The organism is Paenibacillus ferrarius, from assembly GCF_002027705.1.
Lineage (GTDB): Bacteria > Bacillota > Bacilli > Paenibacillales > NBRC-103111 > Paenibacillus_E > Paenibacillus_E ferrarius.
In genome coordinates, this window is the sequence record NZ_MBTG01000023.1 from 245,257 (window position 1) to 268,290 (window position 23,034).

Annotated in this window: 20 protein-coding genes and 1 pseudogene; 11 read left to right on the plus strand and 10 right to left on the minus strand. The window is 45.8% G+C overall.

Annotated elements, in window-relative coordinates; genetic code table 11:
• Positions 1–83: 83 nt before the first annotated feature.
• On the minus strand, positions 84–2,243 hold the full coding sequence (locus tag BC351_RS23705; RefSeq protein WP_079415567.1) for a cadherin-like beta sandwich domain-containing protein: 2,160 nt from the start codon (positions 2,241–2,243) through the stop codon (positions 84–86).
• Positions 2,244–2,365: 122 nt separating this feature from the next.
• Positions 2,366–3,250: a LysR family transcriptional regulator gene (locus BC351_RS23710; RefSeq protein ID WP_079415569.1), complete on the minus strand. Its 885-nt coding sequence runs from the start codon at positions 3,248–3,250 to the stop codon at positions 2,366–2,368.
• A gap of 120 nt (positions 3,251–3,370) precedes the next feature.
• On the opposite strand from BC351_RS23710, the gene BC351_RS23715 reads away from it, so the two are divergent.
• Entirely contained in the window at positions 3,371–4,111 is a 741-nt protein-coding gene (locus BC351_RS23715; RefSeq protein ID WP_079415571.1) for an SDR family NAD(P)-dependent oxidoreductase, read from the plus strand.
• Positions 4,112–4,536: 425 nt separating this feature from the next.
• Here BC351_RS23715 and BC351_RS23720 read toward each other — a convergent pair whose 3' ends face one another.
• Positions 4,537–4,926: a winged helix-turn-helix transcriptional regulator gene (locus BC351_RS23720; protein ID WP_079415573.1), complete on the minus strand. Its 390-nt coding sequence runs from the start codon at positions 4,924–4,926 to the stop codon at positions 4,537–4,539.
• 146 nt (positions 4,927–5,072) lie between these two features.
• Here BC351_RS23720 and BC351_RS23725 point away from each other — a divergent pair, with 146 nt between their 5' ends.
• The 7 genes and pseudogenes from BC351_RS23725 (at position 5,073) to BC351_RS23755 (ending at position 13,444) form a co-directional block, all read left to right on the plus strand.
• Positions 5,073–6,263 (plus strand): MFS transporter, encoded by a 1,191-nt coding sequence (locus BC351_RS23725; protein WP_079415575.1) that lies wholly within the window; start codon positions 5,073–5,075, stop codon positions 6,261–6,263.
• 21 nt (positions 6,264–6,284) lie between these two features.
• Positions 6,285–7,127: an aldo/keto reductase gene (locus BC351_RS23730; RefSeq protein WP_079415577.1), complete on the plus strand. Its 843-nt coding sequence runs from the start codon at positions 6,285–6,287 to the stop codon at positions 7,125–7,127.
• Between the two features lie 135 nt (positions 7,128–7,262).
• Positions 7,263–8,825 (plus strand): annotated as a pseudogene (locus tag BC351_RS23735) (catalase); the annotation flags it as partial.
• A gap of 250 nt (positions 8,826–9,075) precedes the next feature.
• Entirely contained in the window at positions 9,076–9,762 is a 687-nt protein-coding gene (locus BC351_RS23740; RefSeq protein WP_079415581.1) for a response regulator transcription factor, read from the plus strand.
• Positions 9,763–9,767: 5 nt separating this feature from the next.
• Positions 9,768–11,216: a sensor histidine kinase gene (locus BC351_RS23745; RefSeq protein WP_158082207.1), complete on the plus strand. Its 1,449-nt coding sequence runs from the start codon at positions 9,768–9,770 to the stop codon at positions 11,214–11,216.
• 116 nt (positions 11,217–11,332) lie between these two features.
• A complete protein-coding gene (locus BC351_RS23750) occupies positions 11,333–12,409 on the plus strand; it encodes a TolB family protein (RefSeq protein ID WP_144028506.1) in 1,077 nt (358 codons plus the stop codon).
• An 18-nt stretch (positions 12,410–12,427) separates the two neighbouring features.
• A complete protein-coding gene (locus BC351_RS23755; RefSeq protein WP_079415587.1) occupies positions 12,428–13,444 on the plus strand; it encodes a hypothetical protein in 1,017 nt (338 codons plus the stop codon).
• 34 nt (positions 13,445–13,478) lie between these two features.
• On the opposite strand, the gene BC351_RS23760 is transcribed toward BC351_RS23755, so the two are convergent.
• The 4 genes from BC351_RS23760 to BC351_RS23775 are packed head-to-tail and all read right to left on the minus strand — an operon-like array spanning position 13,479 to position 16,635.
• A complete protein-coding gene (locus BC351_RS23760; RefSeq protein WP_079415589.1) occupies positions 13,479–13,961 on the minus strand; it encodes a GyrI-like domain-containing protein in 483 nt (160 codons plus the stop codon).
• A gap of 56 nt (positions 13,962–14,017) precedes the next feature.
• Entirely contained in the window at positions 14,018–14,965 is a 948-nt protein-coding gene (locus BC351_RS23765; protein WP_079415591.1) for a helix-turn-helix transcriptional regulator, read from the minus strand.
• Between the two features lie 12 nt (positions 14,966–14,977).
• Complete coding sequence (locus tag BC351_RS23770) at positions 14,978–16,003, minus strand: SDR family oxidoreductase (protein WP_079415593.1); 1,026 nt, start codon at positions 16,001–16,003, stop codon at positions 14,978–14,980.
• Between the two features lie 44 nt (positions 16,004–16,047).
• Positions 16,048–16,635 carry an NAD(P)H-dependent oxidoreductase gene (locus BC351_RS23775; RefSeq protein WP_079415595.1) on the minus strand — a complete coding sequence of 196 codons (588 nt, stop codon included), beginning with the start codon at positions 16,633–16,635 and terminating at the stop codon, positions 16,048–16,050.
• A 116-nt stretch (positions 16,636–16,751) separates the two neighbouring features.
• Between BC351_RS23775 and BC351_RS23780 the strand changes: the two genes are divergently transcribed.
• Positions 16,752–17,180, plus strand: coding sequence for a MarR family winged helix-turn-helix transcriptional regulator (locus tag BC351_RS23780; RefSeq protein WP_079415597.1), 429 nt, complete (start codon positions 16,752–16,754; stop codon positions 17,178–17,180).
• Positions 17,181–17,289: 109 nt separating this feature from the next.
• On the opposite strand, the gene BC351_RS23785 is transcribed toward BC351_RS23780, so the two are convergent.
• Entirely contained in the window at positions 17,290–17,631 is a 342-nt protein-coding gene (locus tag BC351_RS23785; protein ID WP_079415599.1) for a zinc ribbon domain-containing protein YjdM, read from the minus strand.
• A gap of 280 nt (positions 17,632–17,911) precedes the next feature.
• Between BC351_RS23785 and BC351_RS23790 the strand changes: the two genes are divergently transcribed.
• Both BC351_RS23790 and BC351_RS23795 read left to right on the plus strand, forming a co-directional pair.
• Positions 17,912–18,250 carry a DUF4234 domain-containing protein gene (locus BC351_RS23790; protein ID WP_079415601.1) on the plus strand — a complete coding sequence of 113 codons (339 nt, stop codon included), beginning with the start codon at positions 17,912–17,914 and terminating at the stop codon, positions 18,248–18,250.
• Positions 18,231–18,647, plus strand: coding sequence for a DUF2752 domain-containing protein (locus tag BC351_RS23795; RefSeq protein WP_079415603.1), 417 nt, complete (start codon positions 18,231–18,233; stop codon positions 18,645–18,647). Before BC351_RS23790 ends, BC351_RS23795 begins: the two co-directional genes overlap by 20 nt.
• Before the next feature lie 89 nt (positions 18,648–18,736).
• On the opposite strand, the gene BC351_RS23800 is transcribed toward BC351_RS23795, so the two are convergent.
• Positions 18,737–20,434, minus strand: a complete 1,698-nt coding sequence (locus BC351_RS23800) for an S-layer homology domain-containing protein (RefSeq protein WP_158082208.1) — start codon at positions 20,432–20,434, stop codon at positions 18,737–18,739.
• A gap of 43 nt (positions 20,435–20,477) precedes the next feature.
• On the minus strand, positions 20,478–22,919 hold the full coding sequence (locus BC351_RS23805) for a hemoblobin-interacting domain-containing protein (RefSeq protein ID WP_079415609.1): 2,442 nt from the start codon (positions 22,917–22,919) through the stop codon (positions 20,478–20,480).
• Positions 22,920–23,034: the final 115 nt, after the last annotated feature.

A 23,034-nucleotide genomic window follows, 5' to 3' on the forward strand; every position in this document is an offset into this window, starting at 1 on the left:
AAACCAGTTCTTCACTTCATCCCCTTTTCTATCAATGTGAAAAAAGACCAGTTTAGGCATTTGCCTTCCGGTCTTTTTTCGTTCTATTGGCCGTGAATGAACATCGGCGCAATCTGATTCAGCAGAATTTGCACATCGTCTTGGTTGAACTGACCGTCTCCGTTAAGATCACTATTTCCGTAGGGAGCGTTCATGTACGCTACAATTTCGTTGATGTGAATACCATTTCCGTCCGTATCCAATAGATGCAGTCGATATTCCATTTGCTCTAGGGGTGTGCCGTAGTCGATGGTCTGAGTTGCAGCCACATTACTTTTTCCCCCTATACTTGTCACCGCGCCTGCTTGTATCTTGAATTCCAGCTTATCCGTTGGCCTAGGCAACTGGCTGAAGGATAAAATCACCTGAGAGGAGCCAGCGCTGTAGACGATCCCCGTAACAGTCAGCGGGGTTTGGGTCGTTGTATTGTAGACTGTGTAGTACGTCACATCCGTGACGGATTGCAGTAATGGCTCTGAGAAGTTAAGTGTAGCTTGCGCACCTATCATCTTAATTTGCAGTAGCTCCAAAGTAGTCGGATCACTGTTGGGTTTGCGAACCACGATGATCGTATACGTCTTCTTAATACTGGCTTCCTCGGCCTTGACTTCTACCTTAATCAAATTAACTCCGACTTGCAGCGGGATATCTGTCCCTTCACCACTTGATAGCGGCATATACTCGCCATTATTAACATTTATTCGGACACTGGCTCCTGCCGCTGTATCTAATAACATTGGCGTCACTCTTAAGGAGGATGTCGCGTTGCCTAGATCAGCCATCGTATAGTTCAGATTATCGCTGGAGAAGTGCTGTTCAAGGCTGCCTGGGGATACGGCCAGACTTTGTAAGCCGGCTTCCTTGTTCGCTTGACGATTTACTGTAATCGTATACGTCTTCTTAATACTGGCTTCCTCGGCTGTGACTTCTACCTTAATCAAATTAACTCCGACTTGCAGCGGGATATCTGTCCCTTCACCACTTGATAGCGACGACATATACTCGCCATTATTAACATTTATTCGGACACTGGCTCCTGCTGCTGTATCTAATAACGTTGGCGTCACTCTTAAGGAGGATGTCGCGTTGCCTACATCAGCCATCGTATAGTTCAGATTATCGCTGGAGAAGTGCTGTTCAAGGCTGCCTGGGGATACCTCCAGACTTTTTAAGCCGGCTTCCTTATTCGCTTGACGATTTACTGTAATCGTATACGTCTTCTTAATACTGGCTTCCTCGGCTGTGACTTCTACCTTAATCACATTAACTCCGACTTGCAGCGGGATATCTGTCCCTTCACCACTTGATAGCGGCGGCATATACTCGCCATTATTAACATTTATTCGGACACTGGCTCCTGCCGCTGTATCTAATAACATTGGCGTCACTCTTAAAGCGGATGTCGCGTTGTCTACATCAGCCATCGTATAGTTCAGTTTATCGCTCGAGAAGAATGGCTCAAGGCTGCCTGGGGATATCTCCAGACTTTTTAATCCAGCCTCCGTATTCAGTTGACGATTTACTGTAATCGTATACGTCATCTCTACAGCCAAATTACTAGATTTGGTTTGAACCGTAATCACATTGGCTCCCAAGTTCAAAGGGATTTGGCCAGATGGCATACCAGTACTTGCAGCATTTCCGTTAATCTTGAAGGTGGCTGCCGGATCATTGAGCACACCTGTCAGTGAGATACTGCTCGTTGTGTAAGGTACGCTTGCTGAATACGTATACTTATCCGCTTGAAAGGCCGGGCTTATGGTTGTTCCATTCACATATAAGTCTGCCAAACTAGCATCATTCACTTGCGGATAATAAACATGGATCTTATACGTTTTGGTCGTTGTTAAATCTGTTGCCGTTACTTTAATTTGAAATGTATTATTCCCGCGATTCGTCTGAAGAAACCCTGTTGAAACATTATAAGGGATCGTTACCCAATTACTTTCACTATTCATGGAGTATTCCATCGTTGCACTCGGGTTCGAAGGTATTGCAGCCGTATAATATCCTGAAACAGAACTGCTCATTCTTACTGTATACTCCGTTACGGAAGGCGAAAAATTTGGTGACAAAGCCCCCGCTTCTTGATAAATACTACTCAAATCTGCATTGGAATCACCGTTCGCCTGAGCATTCCAGGGAAAAACAGTCATTACCACGAATATCGTCAAACTAAAAAACAACCATTTTGCTATTCTCACAATTCCCCTCCTGTAGTTCTCGATTCCTCGTCGAAAAATGTTATTATTTGTCTATTATTATAGCATATGTACTCAAAATAAAATTGATAAATTTAACAGTTTTATAGAGGACTGTGTGAGTGTTAACCGGTCGTAAGCTCTTTTTTTAGGGCTTGATACAGCTTCAACGATGCCTGCGATAGCGGATATTCCGACGGCTGGGAGAGTATGCCGAAGGTCATATCAATCAGATCGCCGCTCAATGTCCGAACCGTCGTTCCCGCGGGAACTGGCTTCAGTGTAATTTCTGGTACAAGTGCAATACCGAGTCCGCTCTCTACATAAAATTGCAAAGCTGTCATGCTGCCAATTTCCATTGTATCTAATGGATAGCTTCCTGTTTCCTGCAGCACCCTCTCCAGCTTTCTGCGGTAAGGACAGGTTGCGGCCGTTATCAGCAGTCGATGCCCTCGAAGATGCTCCGGTGTGATGAACGGTTGTTGCGAAAGCTCATGGTTTTCGGGCATCAAGACCACAAATGATTCTTTAAATAACGGCTCAAAATAGAGCTCCGAGCTCCAATCAGGTGCAGAACAAAGAGCAAGATCAATGTCTCCTCTATACAGCCGCTCAGCTAGTGTGGGGGTATTGCCAAACTCCACTGAGATCCGAATCTTCGGATGCTCGGACAGAAAGCTGCCCAGAATAGCAGGCAAGCGATAGCTCGCCGTAGGCTCCGTCACCCCTAAGCGAATATCTCCGGCATCGCCCATTTGCAAATCGGATAAATGGGTTTGCAATTGATCCATATGCTTAACGATTTGCAGGCTTTGTTCATGGAACAGCCGACCCGCTTCGGTAAGGCGGAATTTTTTGCCGCGCTCAATCAGCAGAATACCTAATTCAGCTTCCAACTTTTGCATTTGCATGGTCACTGTCGATTGCACATAATTCATTTCCTCCGCCGCGCGGATAAAACTGCCGTATTTCACAATGGTCTGGAACGTTTTTAATGTTTTAAAATCCATTCGATCCCCATCTCTTCATTCAATTATTTTGAACATGATCATCAATTCATTCAATTATACAAATTACTATGAACCTTATACAATTATTTGTATACGAAACCTCAGAGGAGATGACTGATCATGCATTTGGCTAATAAGGCAGCCCTTGTTACAGGCGGAGGAACAGGAATTGGCCGAGCAACCTGCTTGGCACTGGCAGAACGAGGGGTCGCGGTAGCCGTTAACTATTCGCGTTCTCAAGATGAGGCGGAAGAAACTGTCCAAATGATTAGCAAGCGAGGCGGCCAAGCAATGGCCATTCAAGCCGATGTTTCGCAAGACGCGCAGGTTAGGGAGATGTCCGCTTCCGTCGTCCAGCGCTTCGGGACAATCGACTTGCTTGTGAATAACGCCAGTATCACGCGGCACATTCCCTTCGATGATCTGGATGCCGCAACGGAGGAGGTGTGGGATGAACTTTTTGATGTGAATGTAAAAGGGATGTATTTCTGCGCGCGAGCTGTTGCTCCTTTCATGAAAAAGAACCAGCAAGGCGCGATCGTGAATCTCGGCAGCATCGCAGGTCAGACGGGACTTGGCTCGTCGCTTCCCTATGCGGTATCCAAAGCCGCTGTTCACGGTTTGACGAAGTCGCTGGCCCGCGCTTTGGCACCGGATATACGCGTCAACTGCGTGGTACCGGGGGCTGTCTCGACAAGATGGTGGACCGGTCGGGAAGAACAGATGAAGAAGTTAGCCCCTAACCTTCTCTTACAGCGCATTTCCACACCTGAAGACATCGCTGCTTTTATTTGTGCAGCCTTGGAGCAGGAAGCAATGACGGGACAGATGATTACCGTGGACAGCGGTCAAACGCTGTGACAATCAGCCTTTTCGTCAGATAAAAGCAGCGATGTGTGGCGGAAGTGCCACCACCTAGGCTTCGTCCGTCGCCGTCGATTAATGAAATGCCTGCATTAGTGCAGGCTTTTCCGATCAAATCGCGTGAAAATAACAGAAAGCCTGCGATTATGCAGGCTTTCTAAGCTTTTTCGCCCTGGAATCGATCAATGCTCTCAAAAGGATGCATAATCGCAGGCTTTTCACCATTTTCCTTATTCCCAAGGCCAAAAGGATGCATATTTGCAGGAATTATCCCGAAAATACAAACCGAACCTGACTCTGACGCAAACTGCCCAGTAGCTTAGGCAAATCAAGCCACAGGCCCCCTAATCTCAGACTGAAGTAGGCATAAAGAAAGCTGCCCTCAAGTAGATTCATCTACGATTTGGGACAGCCTCTACTCATTAGTCTATACTTACAAGCTCGGCATCTCTAGGATTCAGTTCATTTTCTTCTAATACAGCGAATTTATCCCCATATTCTTTGATAATATGTCTTTCTCCCCAAGCGCACAGGGAATCCAGAATGGACTTCAGACTTTCGCCGTATTCGCTGAGCTCATATTCCACTTTGGGCGGAACTTGATTATAGCTAATCCGATTTACAATCCCATCTTGTTCTAGCTCTCTTAGCTGCTGGGTTAACATTTTTTGCGTAATCCCGGGCATAATACGTTTCAAATCACTGGTACGCCTTTTGCCGTGCGTCAAATGACAGAGGATCACACACTTCCATTTCCCGCCGATCACTTCGAGTGTGGCTTCTACGGAAATATTATATTTCTTTTTCGTCATGACTTTCCCTCCCCTATGAAGAACTATCGCTAGTACATTACTTTTTGGTACCTATAGCACTAAAAAGTGCGTACTGTTCATGAACGTATGAATAGTTCATAATAGCATTTGCCGGCCGGTAAATCCACACAATGGGGGTAACGCGAATGTTATTAGACAAAAAAAGAAGCACGCTAGCACTCCTTGCGTTAGCCATCAGCGCATTTGCCATTGGGACAACAGAGTTCATTAGTGTGGGGCTGCTGCCTCTTATCGCTGATGACTTACAAATATCTGTAACAACCGCAGGACTCACGGTTACTTTATATGCGCTGGGCGTCATGTTCGGCGCGCCGATTCTGACCTCAATGACTTCCCGGGTCTCGCGCAAAACTTTACTGTTCTGGATTATGCTCATTTTCATCGCAGGGAATAGTCTTGCTGCCGCTTCTCACGGGATCGTCCTATTGCTGGTGGCGCGGATCATTTCCTCGCTGTCTCATGGCGTATTCATGTCGATTGGTTCCACCATCGCGGCGGATATTGTGCCAGAGAACCGCAGAGCCAGCGCGATTGCGATTATGTTCTCTGGACTTACCGTGGCTACTGTGACTGGAGTCCCTCTTGGAACTTTGATCGGCCAACAATTCGGGTGGAGAATGGCTTTTATTTTAATCATAGCTATTGGTATACTCGCTCTTATCGCCAATATGATATTGGTGCCGTCCAACTTGCAAAAAGGAGTCAGAACGCCATTTCGCGATCAGCTTAAATTAATCACCAACGGACGCCTGCTGCTTGCTTTCTCCATTACGGCCATTGGGTACGGGGGGACCTTTGTTGTCTTTACTTATTTATCCCCGTTACTTCACGACATAACCGGATTCAAGGAAAAAACCGTTGCCGTCATTCTTCTCGTCTACGGAATCGCCATTGCTATCGGCAATATCATTGGCGGGAAAGCGGCGAATCGCAAGCCAATCAAAGCTCTATTCTACATGTTTGCTCTGCAAGCTATCGTGCTGTTCGTCTTAACGTTTACAGCACCGTTCAAAGTAGCTGGGTTAATCACCATTTTGTTAATGGGACTGCTTGCCTTTATGAACGTTCCCGGCTTACAAGTGTATGTCGTGATGCTGGCTGAACGCTTCGCACCAAAAGCCAAAGACGTCGCTTCAGCCTTCAACATCGCCGCATTTAACGCAGGTATCGCTATTGGAGCCTATCTTGGCGGTATAGTCACAGACTCCATTGGACTTATTCATACAGCATGGGTGGGCGCTTTAATGGTTCTCTTGGCCGTTATTTTGTCCGGCTGGGCGCGTATTTTAGAGAAAAAAGAGAAAACTACCGTATAACATTCTAAGGAGGATTTTATGATGACAACACATTTACAAGACACTACTGCACTGCACAACGGGGTTAAAATGCCATGGTTCGGCCTTGGCGTATTTAAAGTAGAGGAAGGCGCTGAATTAGTGAATGCGGTCAAGTCGGCTATTCGTCACGGTTACCGCAGTATCGATACGGCTGCTATTTATAACAATGAGACTAGCGTAGGGCAAGGTATTCGTGAGGCGCTTGAGGAAACAAAGCTGTCCAGAGAGGACCTCTTCGTGACTTCCAAAGTTTGGAATGCCGATCTGGGGTATGAAGCAACGATTGCCGCTTATGAGACTAGCCTCAGCAAGCTTGGTCTGGATTACCTTGATCTGTATCTGATTCATTGGCCTGTAAAAGGCAAATATAAAGAAGCTTGGAGAGCTCTGGAAACCTTATATAAAGAAGGACGAGTGAAGGCGATCGGCGTTAGCAATTTTCAAATTCATCACTTGGAGGACGTTATCGAGGGTGCTGAAATTAAGCCTATGGTGAACCAGGTTGAATATCATCCGCTTTTATCCCAGAAGCCGCTGCTACAGTTCTGCAAGGAGACAGGCATTCAATTCGAGGCGTGGTCCCCTTTGATGCAAGGCCAGCTGATGGACAATGCGGTGTTGAAAGAAATTGCTGCCAAACATGGCAAATCCGTTGCTCAGGTAATTCTTCGTTGGGATCTGCAGAACGGTGTCGTCACCATTCCCAAGTCCACTAAGGAACATCGCATTATCGAAAATGCCTCCGTGTTTGATTTTGCTTTAACCGAGACAGATATGGCGCATATCGATGGGTTAAACCAAGATCAAAGGGTTGGCCCAGATCCAGACAATTTTGATTTCTAAAATGCTAGAGAGCGAAGACGCTATTTCTTTCTGACGAAAGGAATGGCGTCTTTCTCATTTCTGCATATTTTGTCCTTGAATGGCAAAAAGTACTAGAAGCTAATTGCGAAAGGATGAATATAGTACGCCATGGACAAAGAACAAAGCCAAGATATGACCCTAACTAATCGACAAGGCCACCCCATATCCGATAATCAAAACATCCGAACAATAGGCAGCAGCGGTCCATCGACACTGGAAAATTATCATTATATCGAGAAAATATCGCATTTTGATCGGGAGCGAATTCCCGAACGGGTTGTGCATGCCCGCGGCGCCGGAGCCCACGGCTATTTCGAAGCTTACGGGAAAGTAGGCAATGAGCCTGTTTCCACCTATACGCGAGCGAAGCTGTTTCAGGAACAGGGCAAACGCACGCCGGTCTTTGTCCGCTTCTCTACCGTTGTTCATGGCGGCCACTCTCCCGAAACACTGCGGGACCCTCGAGGCTTCGCCACCAAGTTTTATACGGAAGATGGGAACTGGGATTTGGTCGGAAATAACTTGAAAATCTTCTTCATCCGCGATCCGCTGAAGTTTCCTGACATGGTTCACGCCTTTAAGCCAGATCCCGTTACGAACTTGCAGAACCCGGAGAGAATGTTCGACTTCGTCTCCAACAGCCCGGAAGCTACGCACATGATCACCTTTCTCTTCTCCCCATGGGGCATCCCGGCGAATTACCGGCAGATGCAGGGGTCTGGTGTGAACACCTACAAGTGGGTGAACAAAGAAGGAGCAGCTGTGCTGGTCAAATATCACTGGGAGCCTATCCGTCAAGCGATTAAGAACCTGACACAACAAGAAGCGGAAGCAATCCAAGCGAAGAATACGAGCCACGCGACACAAGACCTGTATGAGGCTATTGCCGGTGGCGACTATCCCGAGTGGGAGCTATGCGTGCAAATCATCAGTGACGATGAGCATCCTGAGCTGGACTTCGATCCGCTGGATCCGACTAAGCTGTGGGACCACGAACAGTTTCCTTTCTTGCCTGTAGGGAAAATGGTGCTGAACCAAAATCCCGAGAATTACTTCGCTGAAGTGGAGCAGGCTGCTTTTGGCACAGGCGTGCTCGTCGATGGCTTGGACTTCTCGGATGACAAGCTGCTGCAGGGACGCACCTTCTCCTACTCCGATACCCAAAGGCACCGTGTAGGAACGAACTATCTGCAATTGCCGATCAACGCGCCCAAAACGCATGTAGCTACGAATCAGCGCGACGGACAGATGGCATTCGTTGTAGATCGCGCACCGGGGCAGAACCCGCACGTCAATTACGAGCCGTCCTCGCTTGGCGGCTTGCAAGAAGCGGTTCCTTCCGGCAAGGAGCATCAGCCAGCCTACAATGCCAAGCTGGTTCGCGAGAAAATCAGCCGTACGAATGATTTCAAGCAAGCGGGAGATACGTACCGGAAATTTGAAGATTGGGAACGCGACGAATTGATTGCCAATCTGGTCGATGCGTTGAAGATTAGCGATCCGATCATCCAGAAGAAAATGATTGAGCATTTCACGATGGCCGATCCGGATTATGGCCGCCGCGTTGCCGAAGGCTTGGCGCAGGCGCAAGTTGACGGCAAGCACATCAGCTCCGACTCCGCCAGAGCTGGCGCGTCGCTTGCCGATCAGTCGGGACAGCGTACGGATGGCTACTAGGAGTTGACTTTCCGCAGAAGCTGCAAGAATTCCTATTACGCAAAGGAAGGGGCCATATGGCCCTTTTTTTATTTACTAACGCAAATCCTTTCCCCTTATTTGTATAACGGCTTCATATTAAGTAGAATTCTTATGTATTCTCCTTACTCCTAAATCAAACATTCCAATATACATACCTCCCTGATCTCTTACCTCTCTCTTACACCTCTTGGCCTTCCAAATACCGAAGATAAGAACGGAGGAATCGAAATTGAACTACAAAGTGTTAGTTGCTGACGACGAACAATCCATCGCTAAAGCGATTGCTTATGCCCTGACACGCGAAGGGTTTACGGTTGATACCGCCGCTGACGGCGAAGAGGTGCTGCGCAAAGCCGAGTTGTTTCAGCCGCATGCGCTTGTACTGGATGTCATGATGCCTAAGCTAAGCGGCTTTGACGTTTGTCGCAAGCTAGCCCCTCGCTCTGACATCGGTATTCTACTGCTAACGGCCAAGGACGACATAGTTGATAAAGTGCTGGGACTTGAGCTCGGAGCCGACGATTACATGACGAAGCCCTTCGATCTTCGCGAGTTGATCGCCCGTATTCATGCCCTGTGTAGAAGGCTTGAAAAAAACGGGGAACGACCAGAAGCATCCCTCCTATCCGTCGGCGAGTTGGTCCTTCAGCTTAACCACCGTTCCGTAACCCAAGGAGATGAATCCCTCACGCTGACCCCCAAGGAATTCGATCTGCTTGCCTTGCTGCTCGCTCATCCTAAGCATGTATTTACACGCGATGAGCTGCTGCAGCAGGTATGGGGAATTGACTACTCAGGCGGTACACGCACCGTAGATATTCATATTCAGCGGCTTCGGTCTAAGCTAAAAGACGATCAGCAGCAGTTGCTGCAGACCGTATATGGCATTGGCTACCGTTCATCGGGGCAGCCATGATGCGCATGAGTTTGAAAGGGAAGTTTTCCTTATTTATCGCCGCCTTGCTGATTTGTACGATCGGCCTGCTCAGCGGCTTTATTTTGAAAGGCGTCTCCGGCTACCAGCGAGAACAATTGGAACAAGAAATGGCCAAACGAACAGAAGCCGCCGCAGCTCGCATAACTCAGCAATATGTAACAGGTACACGGGTAGACTCTCGCACCTTTATTCAGCTGCAGGGCCCGAATCTGGCCATGGAACTAGGTGCAACGACTGGCATCCGCGTCACCTTGTATGATAATGATGGATTGAAGTCAGGTGACTCCATGCCCATGGCCGCCGACGTCAATGCCGCGGATGCCTTGCAGCTTGCTCTTCGGAACAACATTGCTTACGTTACCGAAGGAGATACATTAGATTATTTCGCTCCCCTGCAGGGACCCGATGAACTCATCGGGGTTATTCATTTCCAAACCTCGCTCAGCGCTCAACACGCTTTTTATCGCCATATCGTCATCTTGCTTCTTGTCGTAGGTCTAAGCGTTCTGGCCGTCGGTTTAGCCATCGGATTGTTCTACATGAATCGACAGGCATCTGCGATTACCAAGCTTAAGCTGTCGACAGACCGTATTCGCCAAGGGGATTTCCTGCACAACGCTGATCTTCAAAGGTACGACGAGCTTGGTGAGCTTAGCCAAGGGATTGACGCGATGCGGCTTTCGATACACCTGAACGTGGAAGCCTTGCACAAAGAGAAAGCGAACATGTTCTCTGCTTTGCAGCGCCTTCAGCTGCTTGAACAGCAGCAAAAGCAGTTCATCGGCAACGTCAGCCACGAATTAAAGACCCCTTTAACAACCATTAAAGCCTATGCAGAGCTGCTTTTCCTATATAAAGATGATCCAGCCCTTATCCAGGATTCTTCAGAAATCATCATCAAGGAATCTGACCGGCTGCACGATATGCTTGAAAATATATTGCGGCTCTCGGCCATGGAGAAGTACGAATTCAACCATCAACCGGAACGGGTAGATCTAAAGTTTCTTCTGGCGGACATCAGCACGCGCATGAAAGGAAAAGCGGATAAACTTGGCTTGACTCTCCTTACGGATCTCCAGCCAGCTAATGTTTGGGCCGACCGGGAGAGCTTGGTTCATATTTTCGTCAATCTCCTTGATAATGCATTGAAATATAACCGGCCTAAAGGCTCTGTAACGATATCAACCCGGATCGTTGGCGAAGCCGTAGAAATCGCATTCTGCGATACGGGAGTGGGTATTCCCCTAGAGCTCCGCAGCCGGATCTTCGAGCCTTTTTACACGGTAAATAGAGACCGGGCGAGGCAGTCAGGCGGAAGCGGTCTTGGTCTTGCACTTGTGAAACAGTTTGTAGACAAACAAAACGGCACGATTACAGTGCGAGATAATGGTAAATTCGGTACCTGCTTCGTCGTCACCCTGCCCCTAGCCTAAAAATCGCCGGCCTACTTTGCAGCAGAAGCGATGTCATTGTTTACAAGTTTGAAACAAGTTGAAATCCTCTGGAAATCATCATGGCTTACACTACACGTATGGGAAAAAGAAAGGAGGTGTTCGATCTGACGTCTTCTTGGCTCGCAAGTATGAAGCGAATGACCCTTCTGGGGGGAATCGTCAGCCTCCTGACCTGCACAACCGGTTGTGATGATTCAAACCGTAGAAGAATCACGGTTATTGAACAGCCGTCATCGGCCCCTGCGGACACAATTGTTTTAGATCGAATTGACCGGTTGGACGCGTCTTTTTGTTCCGGTTGGCTGACCAACGAAACCCTGTTATGTACAGCATCCGCGGAAACCTTGCCTACCCATATGCAGATAAGACATATCAAAACATCTCCTACGCTGGATACAAAGCTCCCAGCCGGATCTACCCTCTCGATCGCCCCTGACGGAAAGCATGCGTTCGGTCAAGGGTTCGGCGAGGCTTTCCTAGCTGACCTGACACAGCCAGACAAAGATCCGCACCCTATTCACATTGGCGATTCGGGGATATCCTATCTGAACCCGACCGCGATTGGCGCATGGTTCGATTCACAGACGTTTATCCTGCCGATTGCTGGAGAAAACGCTGGCTTGGCGTTAATAGGTATCGACGGCACAATTACACCTATTGAGCTTAGCGACCAATCCAGGCATATCCAGAAGATTGTAATTGCAGCTGAACGGCTATTCACCCTAGATGTGAACCAGCGCTTGAAATCGTACGACAAGAAGGGCTCAGATGTCAGGTTGGTACGCAATCATGTAGTTGATTTCGCCGTGTCTCCGGATGGTCTTAAGTTGGCAGCCACCATTCAGGCGTCACCCCATCAAGAATCGCTCATCATAGCTGATACATTAGACAGCACTAACGAAAAATCACTTTCTAAGGGCCGCTTGCTTCGGCAGTTAGCTTGGTCTCCCAGCGGAGACAAGCTTGCTTACGCCACCTTCAGCTTGGAACAGGGCGGCAGCGGACTCTATGTCATGAATGCACGTAGTGGGAGTGCGCTCTCCCTCTCTATTCAGCCGAACATCGAGAGTCCCATCGTCTGGAGCCCATCGGGAGACTCCTTATTCGTAGCCGAACACCCTGCCGCTGAATGGGCCGCAGGATTCACCACCTTTTACCGCCTCAAAAAATAGACAGGAAGTGGACAACTTATGAACCGTTTAGGATGCATCATCACGCTAAGTGTACTCGCCATTGGTCTCATGACCGGCTGCACAAGCCCGGATAGGGACTTGACCGTTAAGCAGCCGAGCCTAGCATCACCTTCGCCAACCGCAACAACTAAACCCAATGCAATAACGACGCCATCCGTTAGCAGCAAAGACACGATCATCCAGCAATTCCAGCTCGCTGCAGGCAAAGCCAAGGAAGCCCGCGAGGTTATTCCATTCGTCGATACGAACATCGGCCAACTGGATGCCGCAACAGCCGACCTGCTATTTCATGAATTAGAACAATTTTATGACCAACATATACCGAGCCTGAATGCTAATTTCAAGCAAATGCTCTCGCAGCCGGGTACTTCTGAGAAGCTTAACGATCTAGGCTATCCCATGGACTTTAACAACATCAAAAAGGATGAAACACTGAAGCAATGGCTGCTTCATCAGAAGGAAGGCAAGCTGGCGCTGGATTCGCAGCAGGGCGACTTCTATTGGCGGGTGGATTACGAGGCGCTTCGGAAAACCTACAGCAAATTATTGTCAGTGGAAACACAAGATTATCTCTCCCTTCGAGCGACAGAAGATAATCAACGGTTTAGCAGCGATGGCAGTTTAAAAATTACACGTACAGAATTAGGTGAACGGATAATAGCTGCGGAAAGCTATCTAACGAAATACACCAAAGGTGTTCATAAACCAGTAGTAACAACTTTGTATCAGGATTATATGAAAGAGTATGTACAGAACTATCGCTACGATGCAATCGATGAAACGACCATGAAGCTGCTGCCGGAAGTTAAGAAAAGCTACGAGCAATTCGTTAAACAGCACGCGGCAACGAAGTCAGGGAAGCTCGTTCAGGACTATCTGACGCTTATCAATCAAAACAAAGATGTGATTTACAATCCCGGCAAAAAAGGCGAAAGCTTGATCGGCAACCCCAAAGACAATATCTCTGCCTTCTGGGAGAGTCTGAACAGCCGAATCAGCCAGCAATTTCAATAGTCAAAAGGGCGCCTGCATCAGGCGCCCTTTTGACCTACTTAATCGCAATAAAAATCTGTATCTGCGTCTGCGCAGGATCCGAATTTCTGGCATCATACAGCTCGTAGTCCCCCGTATATGTCCTTACTTCCTCTGATTCCTTGAAATATGCCCAAATGTTTCCCCACGCCTGTGCGACCACTTCATAGACAGGGCCCTTTTCTGTCGTAAATACCATGAATTTGCTCGCTGGTACTTGAACAGTATGGAACTTGCCCTCATCTTGCGGCGTATCGCCGGCCACTTCGTGTCCAATCAGAGTGGTGTATGCGCCAGTAGCATCACTTTCATAATCTGTATAAAGCGAATAGATCAGATGGGAATTGATAGTCGGGGCTTGCGATGTAATTTGGCTTTGAAAATAGGTTTCCCACAGCTGCGGCAGCCGCCGATTCGGACCTGCTTCCTCTGCGTTGGTTGTTCGTACATGAACACCTGTTAAGGTTATTGCTGGTTGCTCCGTTATATATGTATGCATAGCTTCGTCCTCATCTCCTTGTATTTATCATTAGTATACAGGGACAAAGTGGACACCTATCTGTCCAGTTTCTTATACCGCTCCATAATTTTTTGTGCCCGATTCACCATTTCTTCAGCTACGTGGATCGGTTCTTCGACTTTGACATGTTCACCGTAACTCAGCAGCATGCCGTACAGCCATTCATCTTCGGTGAAGGGTCCTTTTACCTGCAAAGAACCATCCTCCTGTACGGTAACATGCTGCGGATCGAAGGTATCTCCAACGCGGTGCCGAACTCTCGAATGGAACAGAAATGTCATCTCTTGCAAGTTGGCATTCGACCAATCCGACTCCCAGGCGTAGCCCTCTAGCGAAGGGGCTTGTTTCCTTACAAAGGATTGCTCCAACACCCGCAGCTCCTGTATACGCGATAATCGAAACACTCGAAATTCGCTTCGAAGGGTGCAATAAGCCTGCAAATACCATAGATATCCTTTTAGAATTAAAGCGGCAGGCTCGACGACTCTCTCGCTCTCCGTACCGTTCATGTTCAAGTATTTGAAGCTAACTTTGCTTGTATGCTCAATCGCCTGTCTCAGGCTGTTCACTTTATCCCGCGCAGCAGGTCCTTGCCCCCACGGATTGAAATCGAAAACAATGCCCGCTCCCTGCTGCTCCATTTGCAGCCGATCTACTCGACTGAGCAGCGCCTTTACTTTATCCAGCAGCGTGCCGAACACGCGGTCATCTACGGCGGTATGTATCCCTTTGACCGCCGCGACGATCGCTTCAATTTCACTGAGCGTTAAGAATTGCCGCGCCATGGTGTAAGGCTCCATGATTTCAAATCCGCCGGAGATGCCCTGATGAGCCACAATCGGTATGCCCGATTGATTCAAAGTCTCCATATCCCGATAAATCGTCTTTGTCGAAACTTCAAAACGGTCAGCCAATTCTTTGGCACTGACACGCCCGCGATTCAACAGCAGCACCGTCATTGCCAGCAAGCGGTCAATTTTCATCTTCGTAGTTGATCAGATCCGCGCAGCGTTCATTTGTTGAATAGCTGTGTCTAGAACCTGAATCACTTGATCACACCACTGATCAAATTCGTGATCCTCTTTTTGCAGCTCAGGGTGGGCTAGCAGGTTGGCGACGGTTTGCTTGATTCCTTGGTCGAATCGCGTTGTTGCGACGAATTCAGGAACCAGTCTTTTCAGCTTGGCATTGTCGAATACGACGGAGTTTGCTTTATCCCCCAGCAAGCCGCCTCTGAAATCCTCTTTGCTGCAGGCATCTAAGAATTCCGAGGATACATGAACGGCTTGCAGCTTCACGCCAAGCGCAGCCGCAATAGCTTCATAAATTTGGTTCCAAGTCAGCGTTTCATCAGACGTGATATGAACGGACTCGCCAATGGCATGCAGATTGCCCATTAGCCCAATAAAACCTTTGGCAAAATCCGTATTATGCGTCATCGTCCATAGAGAAGTCCCATCCCCATGGATAATAACCGGCTTATTCTCCAGCATACGCTTAGCAACCTGCCAGGAGCCTTTGCTTCCATGGACGCCTAGCGGAATGGAGCGCTCATCATAGGTATGACTCGGTCTTACAATCGTAATCGGGAAGCCATGTTCCCGGTACTGCTTGATTAAGTACTCTTCACAGGCAATTTTATTTCTGGAATACGCCCAATATGGATTAGATAAAGGCGTTCCCTCGGTAATCCGATAATCAGATAATGGCGTTTGGTAAGCTGAAGCCGAGCTAATAAACAGGAATTGCTTCGTTTTATCCTTGAATAAACGATAATCTCGTTCCAATTGGGCCGGTTCGAATGCGATGAAATCAGCCACAACATCAAACGTTAAATCCGCGATCAAACTAGCTACTTTGCTCTCGTCATTAATGTCTGCTTGAAGAATCTTGGCACCGACGGGCAAAGCCTCATTGCGTGTACCTCGGTTCAACAAATATAACTCGCATCCCTGCTCTAACAGCTGCTTGGTAATAGCCGAACTAATCGTCCCTGTTCCCCCAATGAATAGCGCTCTCATACATCCACCTCCGTTACGAATACCTTAACCATAGCATGCGTGCATTAGGATGACAATCTTCTGAAATAGCGGTAAATTTGGTTTAGTTTCTGCTCCTGCTTCCCCTTCGGACTCTCCATATTCCCGAATTCAAAAAACTTCACCTTATTGATCCCCACGTATTGAAATAATGCTTTCTTCATCAATACTTTATGCGCATTATGCAGCCAGAACAGCGGGTACAAGGCAGGCCCTTTCATGCTTGAAATACACACGACTGACCTACCCTTTAGAAGACCTTCGGGCAATAAACCTCCCTTATCCCGGTAAGCGAAATTTGAAGCAAACATTTGATCAATATACCCCAACAGCATAGCCGGAGGACGTCCCCACCAAATTGGATAAATAAAAACAATTTTCTCAGCCCATAGAAGCTGATGCCGATATTTCTCCAGCTTCGGGTCAGCATGCATATCCCTTCTGCGTTTCTCCTTATTGAAAACAAGGATCGGATCAAATCCCTCCTCATACAAATCGAGCACCTTGATCTCCGATATTTCGGGATTCTCTGTACTGCCTTGAATGACTTTTTGCAAAAAGGCAAAGCTTAAACTTTGATGATTAGGATGTGTATAAATAATTAATGTTTTCATCGAGCCACCTCTTACTTATCATTTGATAATAAAATCGTATCATGACTTCTTTTTGTTGTCAAATGATAATTGTTTTTTGATAATGTATTGGGTATGATCAATATGAGGTGGTTCCTTTGGACAATAAAGCATTTTTCCATAAACTTGTGCTCTTTACCTCTGGGGTTCTTCAAGTTAAGCATGATTTCACAAAAGATATTAAACCGGATACGATCACTCCTGTTCAATACGGCATCCTAGAGTATCTTGCGGTTAGTCAACCGGCAACGCTTAGTCAAATTAGTGATTGTCAGCATATGTCCATGCCCAATACGAGTCGTGAACTGAAAAAACTAACCGAAAAAAAGCTATGCGAAAAGACAATCGACCCGAGCGACCAACGCAAGCATTATATTCGGCTATCTCCCGAAGGACAAGCGATGATGAACAACGCCTTCCAAATCGTTGAAGCCCGCTTCCTGGAACGGGTCCAAGCGGCCACGGAAGAAGAGCGGGAAGCCATTGAGCGTGCGCTGGAGGTGCTTCACTCTAAGGTGTTCTACTAAGGCGCAGCCTCCATTGGCATGCAAATAAGGGCCGTTCCGAGTAGATAAATCTACTTGAGAACAGCCCTTTCTTCGTGCAGGGGGAACCTCAGTATCCCGAGAGGATGCCTTACACCTTTTTGACAAACTCCGATTTCAGCTTCATTTCTCCGAAACCATCAATTTTACAATCAATATCGTGATCGCCATCCACTAGACGAATGTTCTTTACCTTTGTCCCTATTTTCAAAACGGAGGAGCTCCCTTTTACTTTCAGATCCTTGATGACCGTTACCGAATCGCCGTCGTTAAGGACATTGCCATTGGCATCCTTGACCACTTTGGTCTCTTCCTTATGATCCGAGTCTGAGGCTAACGACCACTCGTGAGCACATTCCGGGCAAATCAATAAACTCCCGTCCTCGTAGGTGTATGCGGAACTACATTTGGGGCAACTAGGTAACTCTGTCATGATTTCATTTCTCCATTCGATGATATCTGTAGGTTTCTTATCTGCTTGTATTCTGTCACAATCTTGGTCGATTGACAAAGTTTTTTTGGGGAATAACTTTTTGCAGATATCTATGAATAAATCTTGTATTGCAATTACTATTTTTATATACTTAGGATGTTGTCGTTTTTTGCCATTTTCTGACGGAATTTAATGACAACCCAGTTTTATGCAAAGTGTAAGATTGATTTTACGGCATCATAGATGCCTGTAAATAAATAAAGCATCAGAGGTGTATGTAATGATTATGCAAAGAAGCTTAGGACTGGCCATTGTTTTATCCTTAATTACTTGTGGTATTTATGCAATTTACTGGTTTATTGTTCTAACCAACGATGTCGGCAAGCTGAGTGGAGACTCATCGTTTACTGGGGGTAAGCATTTCCTGCTGACATTAGTCACTTGCGGTATTTGGAGCTTCGTCTGGGCTTATCAAGTCGGTAAACAAATCGCAGAAGTGCAGCATCAACGCGGCTATCTGGTAACTGATAATTCCATTCTTTATCTTGTGCTTAACTTCTTCGGATTAAGCATCGTAACCTATGCATTGGTACAATCGGATGTTAATAAACTGGTATAAACTTAGTACCGTAAGGAATTCCAAACTTGTTTGGGGTTCCTTCTTTCTCGTTGGAGGTTTGGTATATCTTGAGATAGGAATACCGGTGATACATATCGAGATTCCCTGTATATTTCATGCGGTGACAGGACTGTATTGTCCGGGATGCGGAATTACGAGGGTTGCTCTTTCTTTGTTAAAATGGGATTTCTATCAGGCCTTTCGATTTAATCCCTTGGTATTTGTACTTCTTCCTTTGTATCTAACTTATATGATGGCGAATAAAAGAGGAATGTCACGGACAAGCCGTATTATCATGACTGTCATGTTGATAGCAACCATTAGCTTCGGATTATTGCGAAATATTCCTGCCTTTGATTGGCTCGCACCAACCATAGTTGATTATAAGTCATTGTGACTGAATTTGCCTCAGAGCTAAATTGAATAAAGAAAAGGGGGAAGTCTCTAAGATCGATCTGATCTTAAAGGCTTCCCTATTTGAGTTAATTAATTACCCAATATTTGGTTAATAAATTTAGCGTATTGCAGCAATCTCTTCAGCATAACAACAGCTTGAGCACGACTAGCATTAACGGAAGCTACGAACGTTGTATCTGTCATGCCCGAGATAATACCAGCTTTGACGGATTGGGCAACAGAAGCTTTCGCCCAATCGCTGATTTGCGAGTTATCTGTAAACTTGTTCAATAGCTCATCACGGCTATCAACAGTCAGGCCTGCAGCGCTTAGCGCCTTGGCTACCATGACGGCCATTTGTTCACGGGTAATCTGCGCATTAGGTTTGAACGTACCGTCTTCATAGCCGCTCACCAGCTTGCTTTTCACAGCAGCACCAATGGAGCCAGCATACCAATCTGTAGCTTGGACGTCCTTGAAGGAAGCTGCGGATGCATCAGCACTCAAAGCCAACGCACGTACGAGCAAGGATGCAAACTCAGCACGTGTGATCGCATGGTCTGGTGCAAAATCTTTATCGGTTGCACCGCTGACGACCAATTTGGAAGCTAATAGTTCGATGTCAGATTTGGCCCAATGTCCTTGGATATCATCAAAGGTTTTGGTGGATGAAACAACCCCATAGATACTATTGCCGTTTCGTTTAATCGTCACTTGTTGCTTGCCAGCAGCATTATCTCCGAACACACTTGGAACGAAGGAAATATCATGGCTAGTTGGATCATACAGAACGCCAGTCGACGTTCTTGGATCTACAGTTTCCGATAAGCCGATACTTCGATTCACATAGTTCGTCCCGAAGTCCTTCAGCTCTTTCGTTTGACCATTCCCTTCAGCAACTATGCTGAAATCAACCGAGTGTCCGAGGCTGGTCGCTCCTTTTTTGCCCGCACTTTCTTGGATTTGCTTCTCAAGATCGGTGCTTGCAACCGAGATATTCAAGTGAAGGGTTACTTTCGAGCTGTCTGTACCTAATGAACGAGCAATTTCATCGAAATTCAGCACATTCAAGGGCAGGGAGTACGACTCCTTATCGGAATAAATGCGAATTACGGCATTCGAGTTCTTCAACCCTTCCAGAAGGACAGACACTGGGAGGGAAACATTGGTAGTACTGTTTGCGTCGATATTGCCTACTTTAATAGCAATGACAGGCGTTTGATCTGTCTTGCCTTGATCCTTAAGTTGAACAAAAGCATCGCTCAGAAACTTGTTGTCAATGGAAACAGCCGTTGTCACTTTGCCATCAGGGCCAGTCACTTTGTTGGAAGTGATTGCGCTTGGGCTGATTTCCACATTGGCTGGAGTTACGGTGTTGGTGGGTTGGGTGCCTCCACCTCCTCCTCCTCCACTTGGTGGTTGCGGTGTCGGCGTTACTGGTGTTGATGCCTTAACCACTAATTCACGCGTTGCAACAGAGTCTGCTTGTCCAGCAGTAACCGCGTATGTCCCAGCTGTTTCATTGCTGGCTAGCGTGAATGAACTAGAAAACTGTCCGTCTTTTACCTTAACAATATCGTAGAACATCGTGCTATTCGCTGGCCGAATCACCTGAATAATCACTTCATCCAGTGTTGACGTCCCCGAAACGGTAACAGAACCACCAGGCTGAATAGCTGATATTGGATTCAATGTCACTGTTGCTGCACTAGCTGCGAATACGGCAGCCGGCAGGAGTGATAAACAAAGCGTTAAAATTAAAAGAATACTTAACTTGCGTATTTTCACTTTTGCATTCCTCACTTTCGCTTTAACCATTTTTTTCTAAAAATCAATCTTCTTCATTATTATTGTTATTCCCGTTAAGCAAGGCTTGATCTAGCTCAAACTGCGTTTTTACTGTTGCTAAATTTAATCCGATATTGGTTGAACTATTGCTATACTGGCTAACGACAAATGCTTTTACGGTATAATTCGTATTCGTCCCGGCATCCGCAACATTAAAATTAGCTGAGTATGTTCCTGTACCGATTTTTAAATTAGACGCAACAATACTTACTGGACTTGATCCGTTAAATAACTCAAAAATAACCGTTTGGTTCCCATTGCTACTACTTTTATTGGCATTATTTACTAAATTAATTTTTGCAGTAATTCCGTTTTCTGCCGTGACTGCCGGTGCAGTCATATAGAATATTTCAGATGACTTATAGGCGAAGCCCCAAAAATATTGGGTGCTGTAACCATCAGCATCGATATAAACTTGATAGGATTGCCCCTCTTGGAAAACACCCTTAGTAATAGTAAGTTTACCTGCCGAAAGGGAATACTCAGAACTAGTCAATTCTCTATACCTTCCCACTTTTTCATCGAATACATTAACCGCTCTAACTTTGGTTCTCCATGCATCATTATCTGCAAATACAAACTCACTTGCTGTATTGCTTAATAAATAGCCTGTAATTTCAGGAGTTCTAGAGGCAATCAGTTCATCTAATGCTTCATTGCGATACGTATCATATGGATTGCTAACCACCTCCGCCTCAACTTTGACTTTGATAGAGCCTTGCTTTATCGCATTGTGAAAGAAGATATTTATTTTATTACCTTGAACAGAAACAATATCTAGCGGATTCAAAGCTGTGTAAGTTAACCCATTATCTAATGAAACTGCAATCTTTCCATGTAATTGACTTATTCCGCCCACAATCGTTTGATCCACTAGATTAATATCTACATTATTTTGCTTAAACGCTAAACTTAACCAACGACCTTCTTGTGAAAAGTAACTTTCGCGAAGAGCTAAATTTGGTGTATCTGTATAAAACCAGTTGGTTTCAGTATATCCAGTTAATATGTTACCTGAAGCATCTTTAAAATGACCGGGATAAAAACTAAAATAGAATTGAGACCCTGTCAATGGAACTGCAAAATGAATGACTGCCTTATGGCCCGAGAACGTTACCGTTGTATTAGTAGGAAGAGTGAACAACCAACCATTTTCATACCACTGGACATTTTGCAAAAAACCAGGAATATCATTTTTAGCATTGAAGACATCTTCATCGAAAACAAGCGTTAAATCTTGAAAATTCGGAAAAGTAGCATATAAAAATTTAGGCATTGTAGTATCTTTCGGGTTAGGGTCTACACCCCCAGCATTCTCTTGGAATACAGCCGTTAATCTATCGTCACCTTGTGTATTTCCATAAGAATCTCTAAGCGTATTTCCACCTATCGAAATTTGATTGCTTGCACCTGTGAGAGCCTCTGTAAAATCAATAATTAGTTTATTACTAGTGATGGATACTGTATCCGTAGCAACTAATCCTTTACCATTTGAGCCGTCGCCTTTATATAAATAAATTCTATTCTTCAAATTGGATCCATTTGTGTTCTCATAAATATCCTTATCAAAGGTAATCGTTACTTTATGATTGTCACTACTAACTTCTGTACTTTGAATGACTGGAGGGCTAACCGGTAGCTTCATTTCTTGGTTGATATTACCTTCTGCATCTCTTATAGTGCCACTAGCAATTTTGACAATTGTGTTGGCACCTAAAATAATCTTTATGTTATTAGGATATTCTAAATGAATGACTCTTGAATTATTTTTACGTGCTATACCTGTTTCTAAGAAAGGAGAGAAATTCACGCCATCTGTTGAAACACTCAAATTACTTTTTAAGAATGTTTGAATTTGGTCATTGTTTGAGTCGTCTGGGGCATTAATAAAGAGATCTTCATCAAAATTCAAATCTACGTTTCTGCCTTGATTACCAGAAGTCGAACCAATGAATACAGGCGCAGTAATATCACGCGCGGAAATATTGGAGACGACCACGTCGGTGTTTGAGGCAATTCCATCTCTATTCATTAAAGAGCCTGTTTTAACATTAATGGCATTTGTTGTGCCTGTTAAGGCAGTGCCTAAAGTAATGAACAATGTCCCATCTACCATATTAATATTGTTATTGGCATTATCCGCTGAAAGATCAACGAATGAGTTGGCGCCGGAACGCCCAATTTGGATCTTTGATTTTAAATCTACTAAATCGGTAGTCGGAGTCGCATACGTATTAAATGTAACTGTTACCGTTGTGTTATTATTACTTACAACTGCTGATGCCGAAGTAATTGCCGTAGGCATTGTTGCATAACTTCCTGTAGGTGAAACCGTGATAACCGTCATGACGGCTAATACAATCGCCATCATTTTTGATAAAACACCTAGAAATCCTGACCTGTTTATTCCACTATTACTTCCCATCTGATTTCCTCACTCCTAAATATAGTTGTTTGTTATTTCTTCCCTCTAAAACCAAGTATACCCGACCCCAATGACCAGAAAATGACAAACTTCGACAACAAAAAGAGCCCCCATG

What these genes read in the sequence shown, in the direction of transcription:
- BC351_RS23715 (WP_079415571.1), top strand. Translation starts at nt 3,371, where the DNA reads ATGCATTTGGCTAATAAGGCAGCCCTTGTTACAGGCGGAGGAACAGGA.
- BC351_RS23760 (WP_079415589.1), bottom strand. Translation starts at nt 13,961, where the DNA reads ATGCATACATATATAACGGAGCAACCAGCAATAACCTTAACAGGTGTT.
- BC351_RS23755 (WP_079415587.1), top strand. Translation starts at nt 12,428, where the DNA reads ATGAACCGTTTAGGATGCATCATCACGCTAAGTGTACTCGCCATTGGT.
- BC351_RS23770 (WP_079415593.1), bottom strand. Translation starts at nt 16,003, where the DNA reads ATGAGAGCGCTATTCATTGGGGGAACAGGGACGATTAGTTCGGCTATT.
- BC351_RS23720 (WP_079415573.1), bottom strand. Translation starts at nt 4,926, where the DNA reads ATGACGAAAAAGAAATATAATATTTCCGTAGAAGCCACACTCGAAGTG.
- BC351_RS23725 (WP_079415575.1), top strand. Translation starts at nt 5,073, where the DNA reads ATGTTATTAGACAAAAAAAGAAGCACGCTAGCACTCCTTGCGTTAGCC.
- BC351_RS23765 (WP_079415591.1), bottom strand. Translation starts at nt 14,965, where the DNA reads ATGAAAATTGACCGCTTGCTGGCAATGACGGTGCTGCTGTTGAATCGC.
- BC351_RS23730 (WP_079415577.1), top strand. Translation starts at nt 6,285, where the DNA reads ATGACAACACATTTACAAGACACTACTGCACTGCACAACGGGGTTAAA.
- BC351_RS23775 (WP_079415595.1), bottom strand. Translation starts at nt 16,635, where the DNA reads ATGAAAACATTAATTATTTATACACATCCTAATCATCAAAGTTTAAGC.
- BC351_RS23805 (WP_079415609.1), bottom strand. Translation starts at nt 22,919, where the DNA reads ATGGGAAGTAATAGTGGAATAAACAGGTCAGGATTTCTAGGTGTTTTA.
- BC351_RS23710 (WP_079415569.1), bottom strand. Translation starts at nt 3,250, where the DNA reads ATGGATTTTAAAACATTAAAAACGTTCCAGACCATTGTGAAATACGGC.
- BC351_RS23745 (WP_158082207.1), top strand. Translation starts at nt 9,768, where the DNA reads ATGAGTTTGAAAGGGAAGTTTTCCTTATTTATCGCCGCCTTGCTGATT.
- BC351_RS23795 (WP_079415603.1), top strand. Translation starts at nt 18,231, where the DNA reads ATGTTAATAAACTGGTATAAACTTAGTACCGTAAGGAATTCCAAACTT.
- BC351_RS23785 (WP_079415599.1), bottom strand. Translation starts at nt 17,631, where the DNA reads ATGACAGAGTTACCTAGTTGCCCCAAATGTAGTTCCGCATACACCTAC.
- BC351_RS23790 (WP_079415601.1), top strand. Translation starts at nt 17,912, where the DNA reads ATGATTATGCAAAGAAGCTTAGGACTGGCCATTGTTTTATCCTTAATT.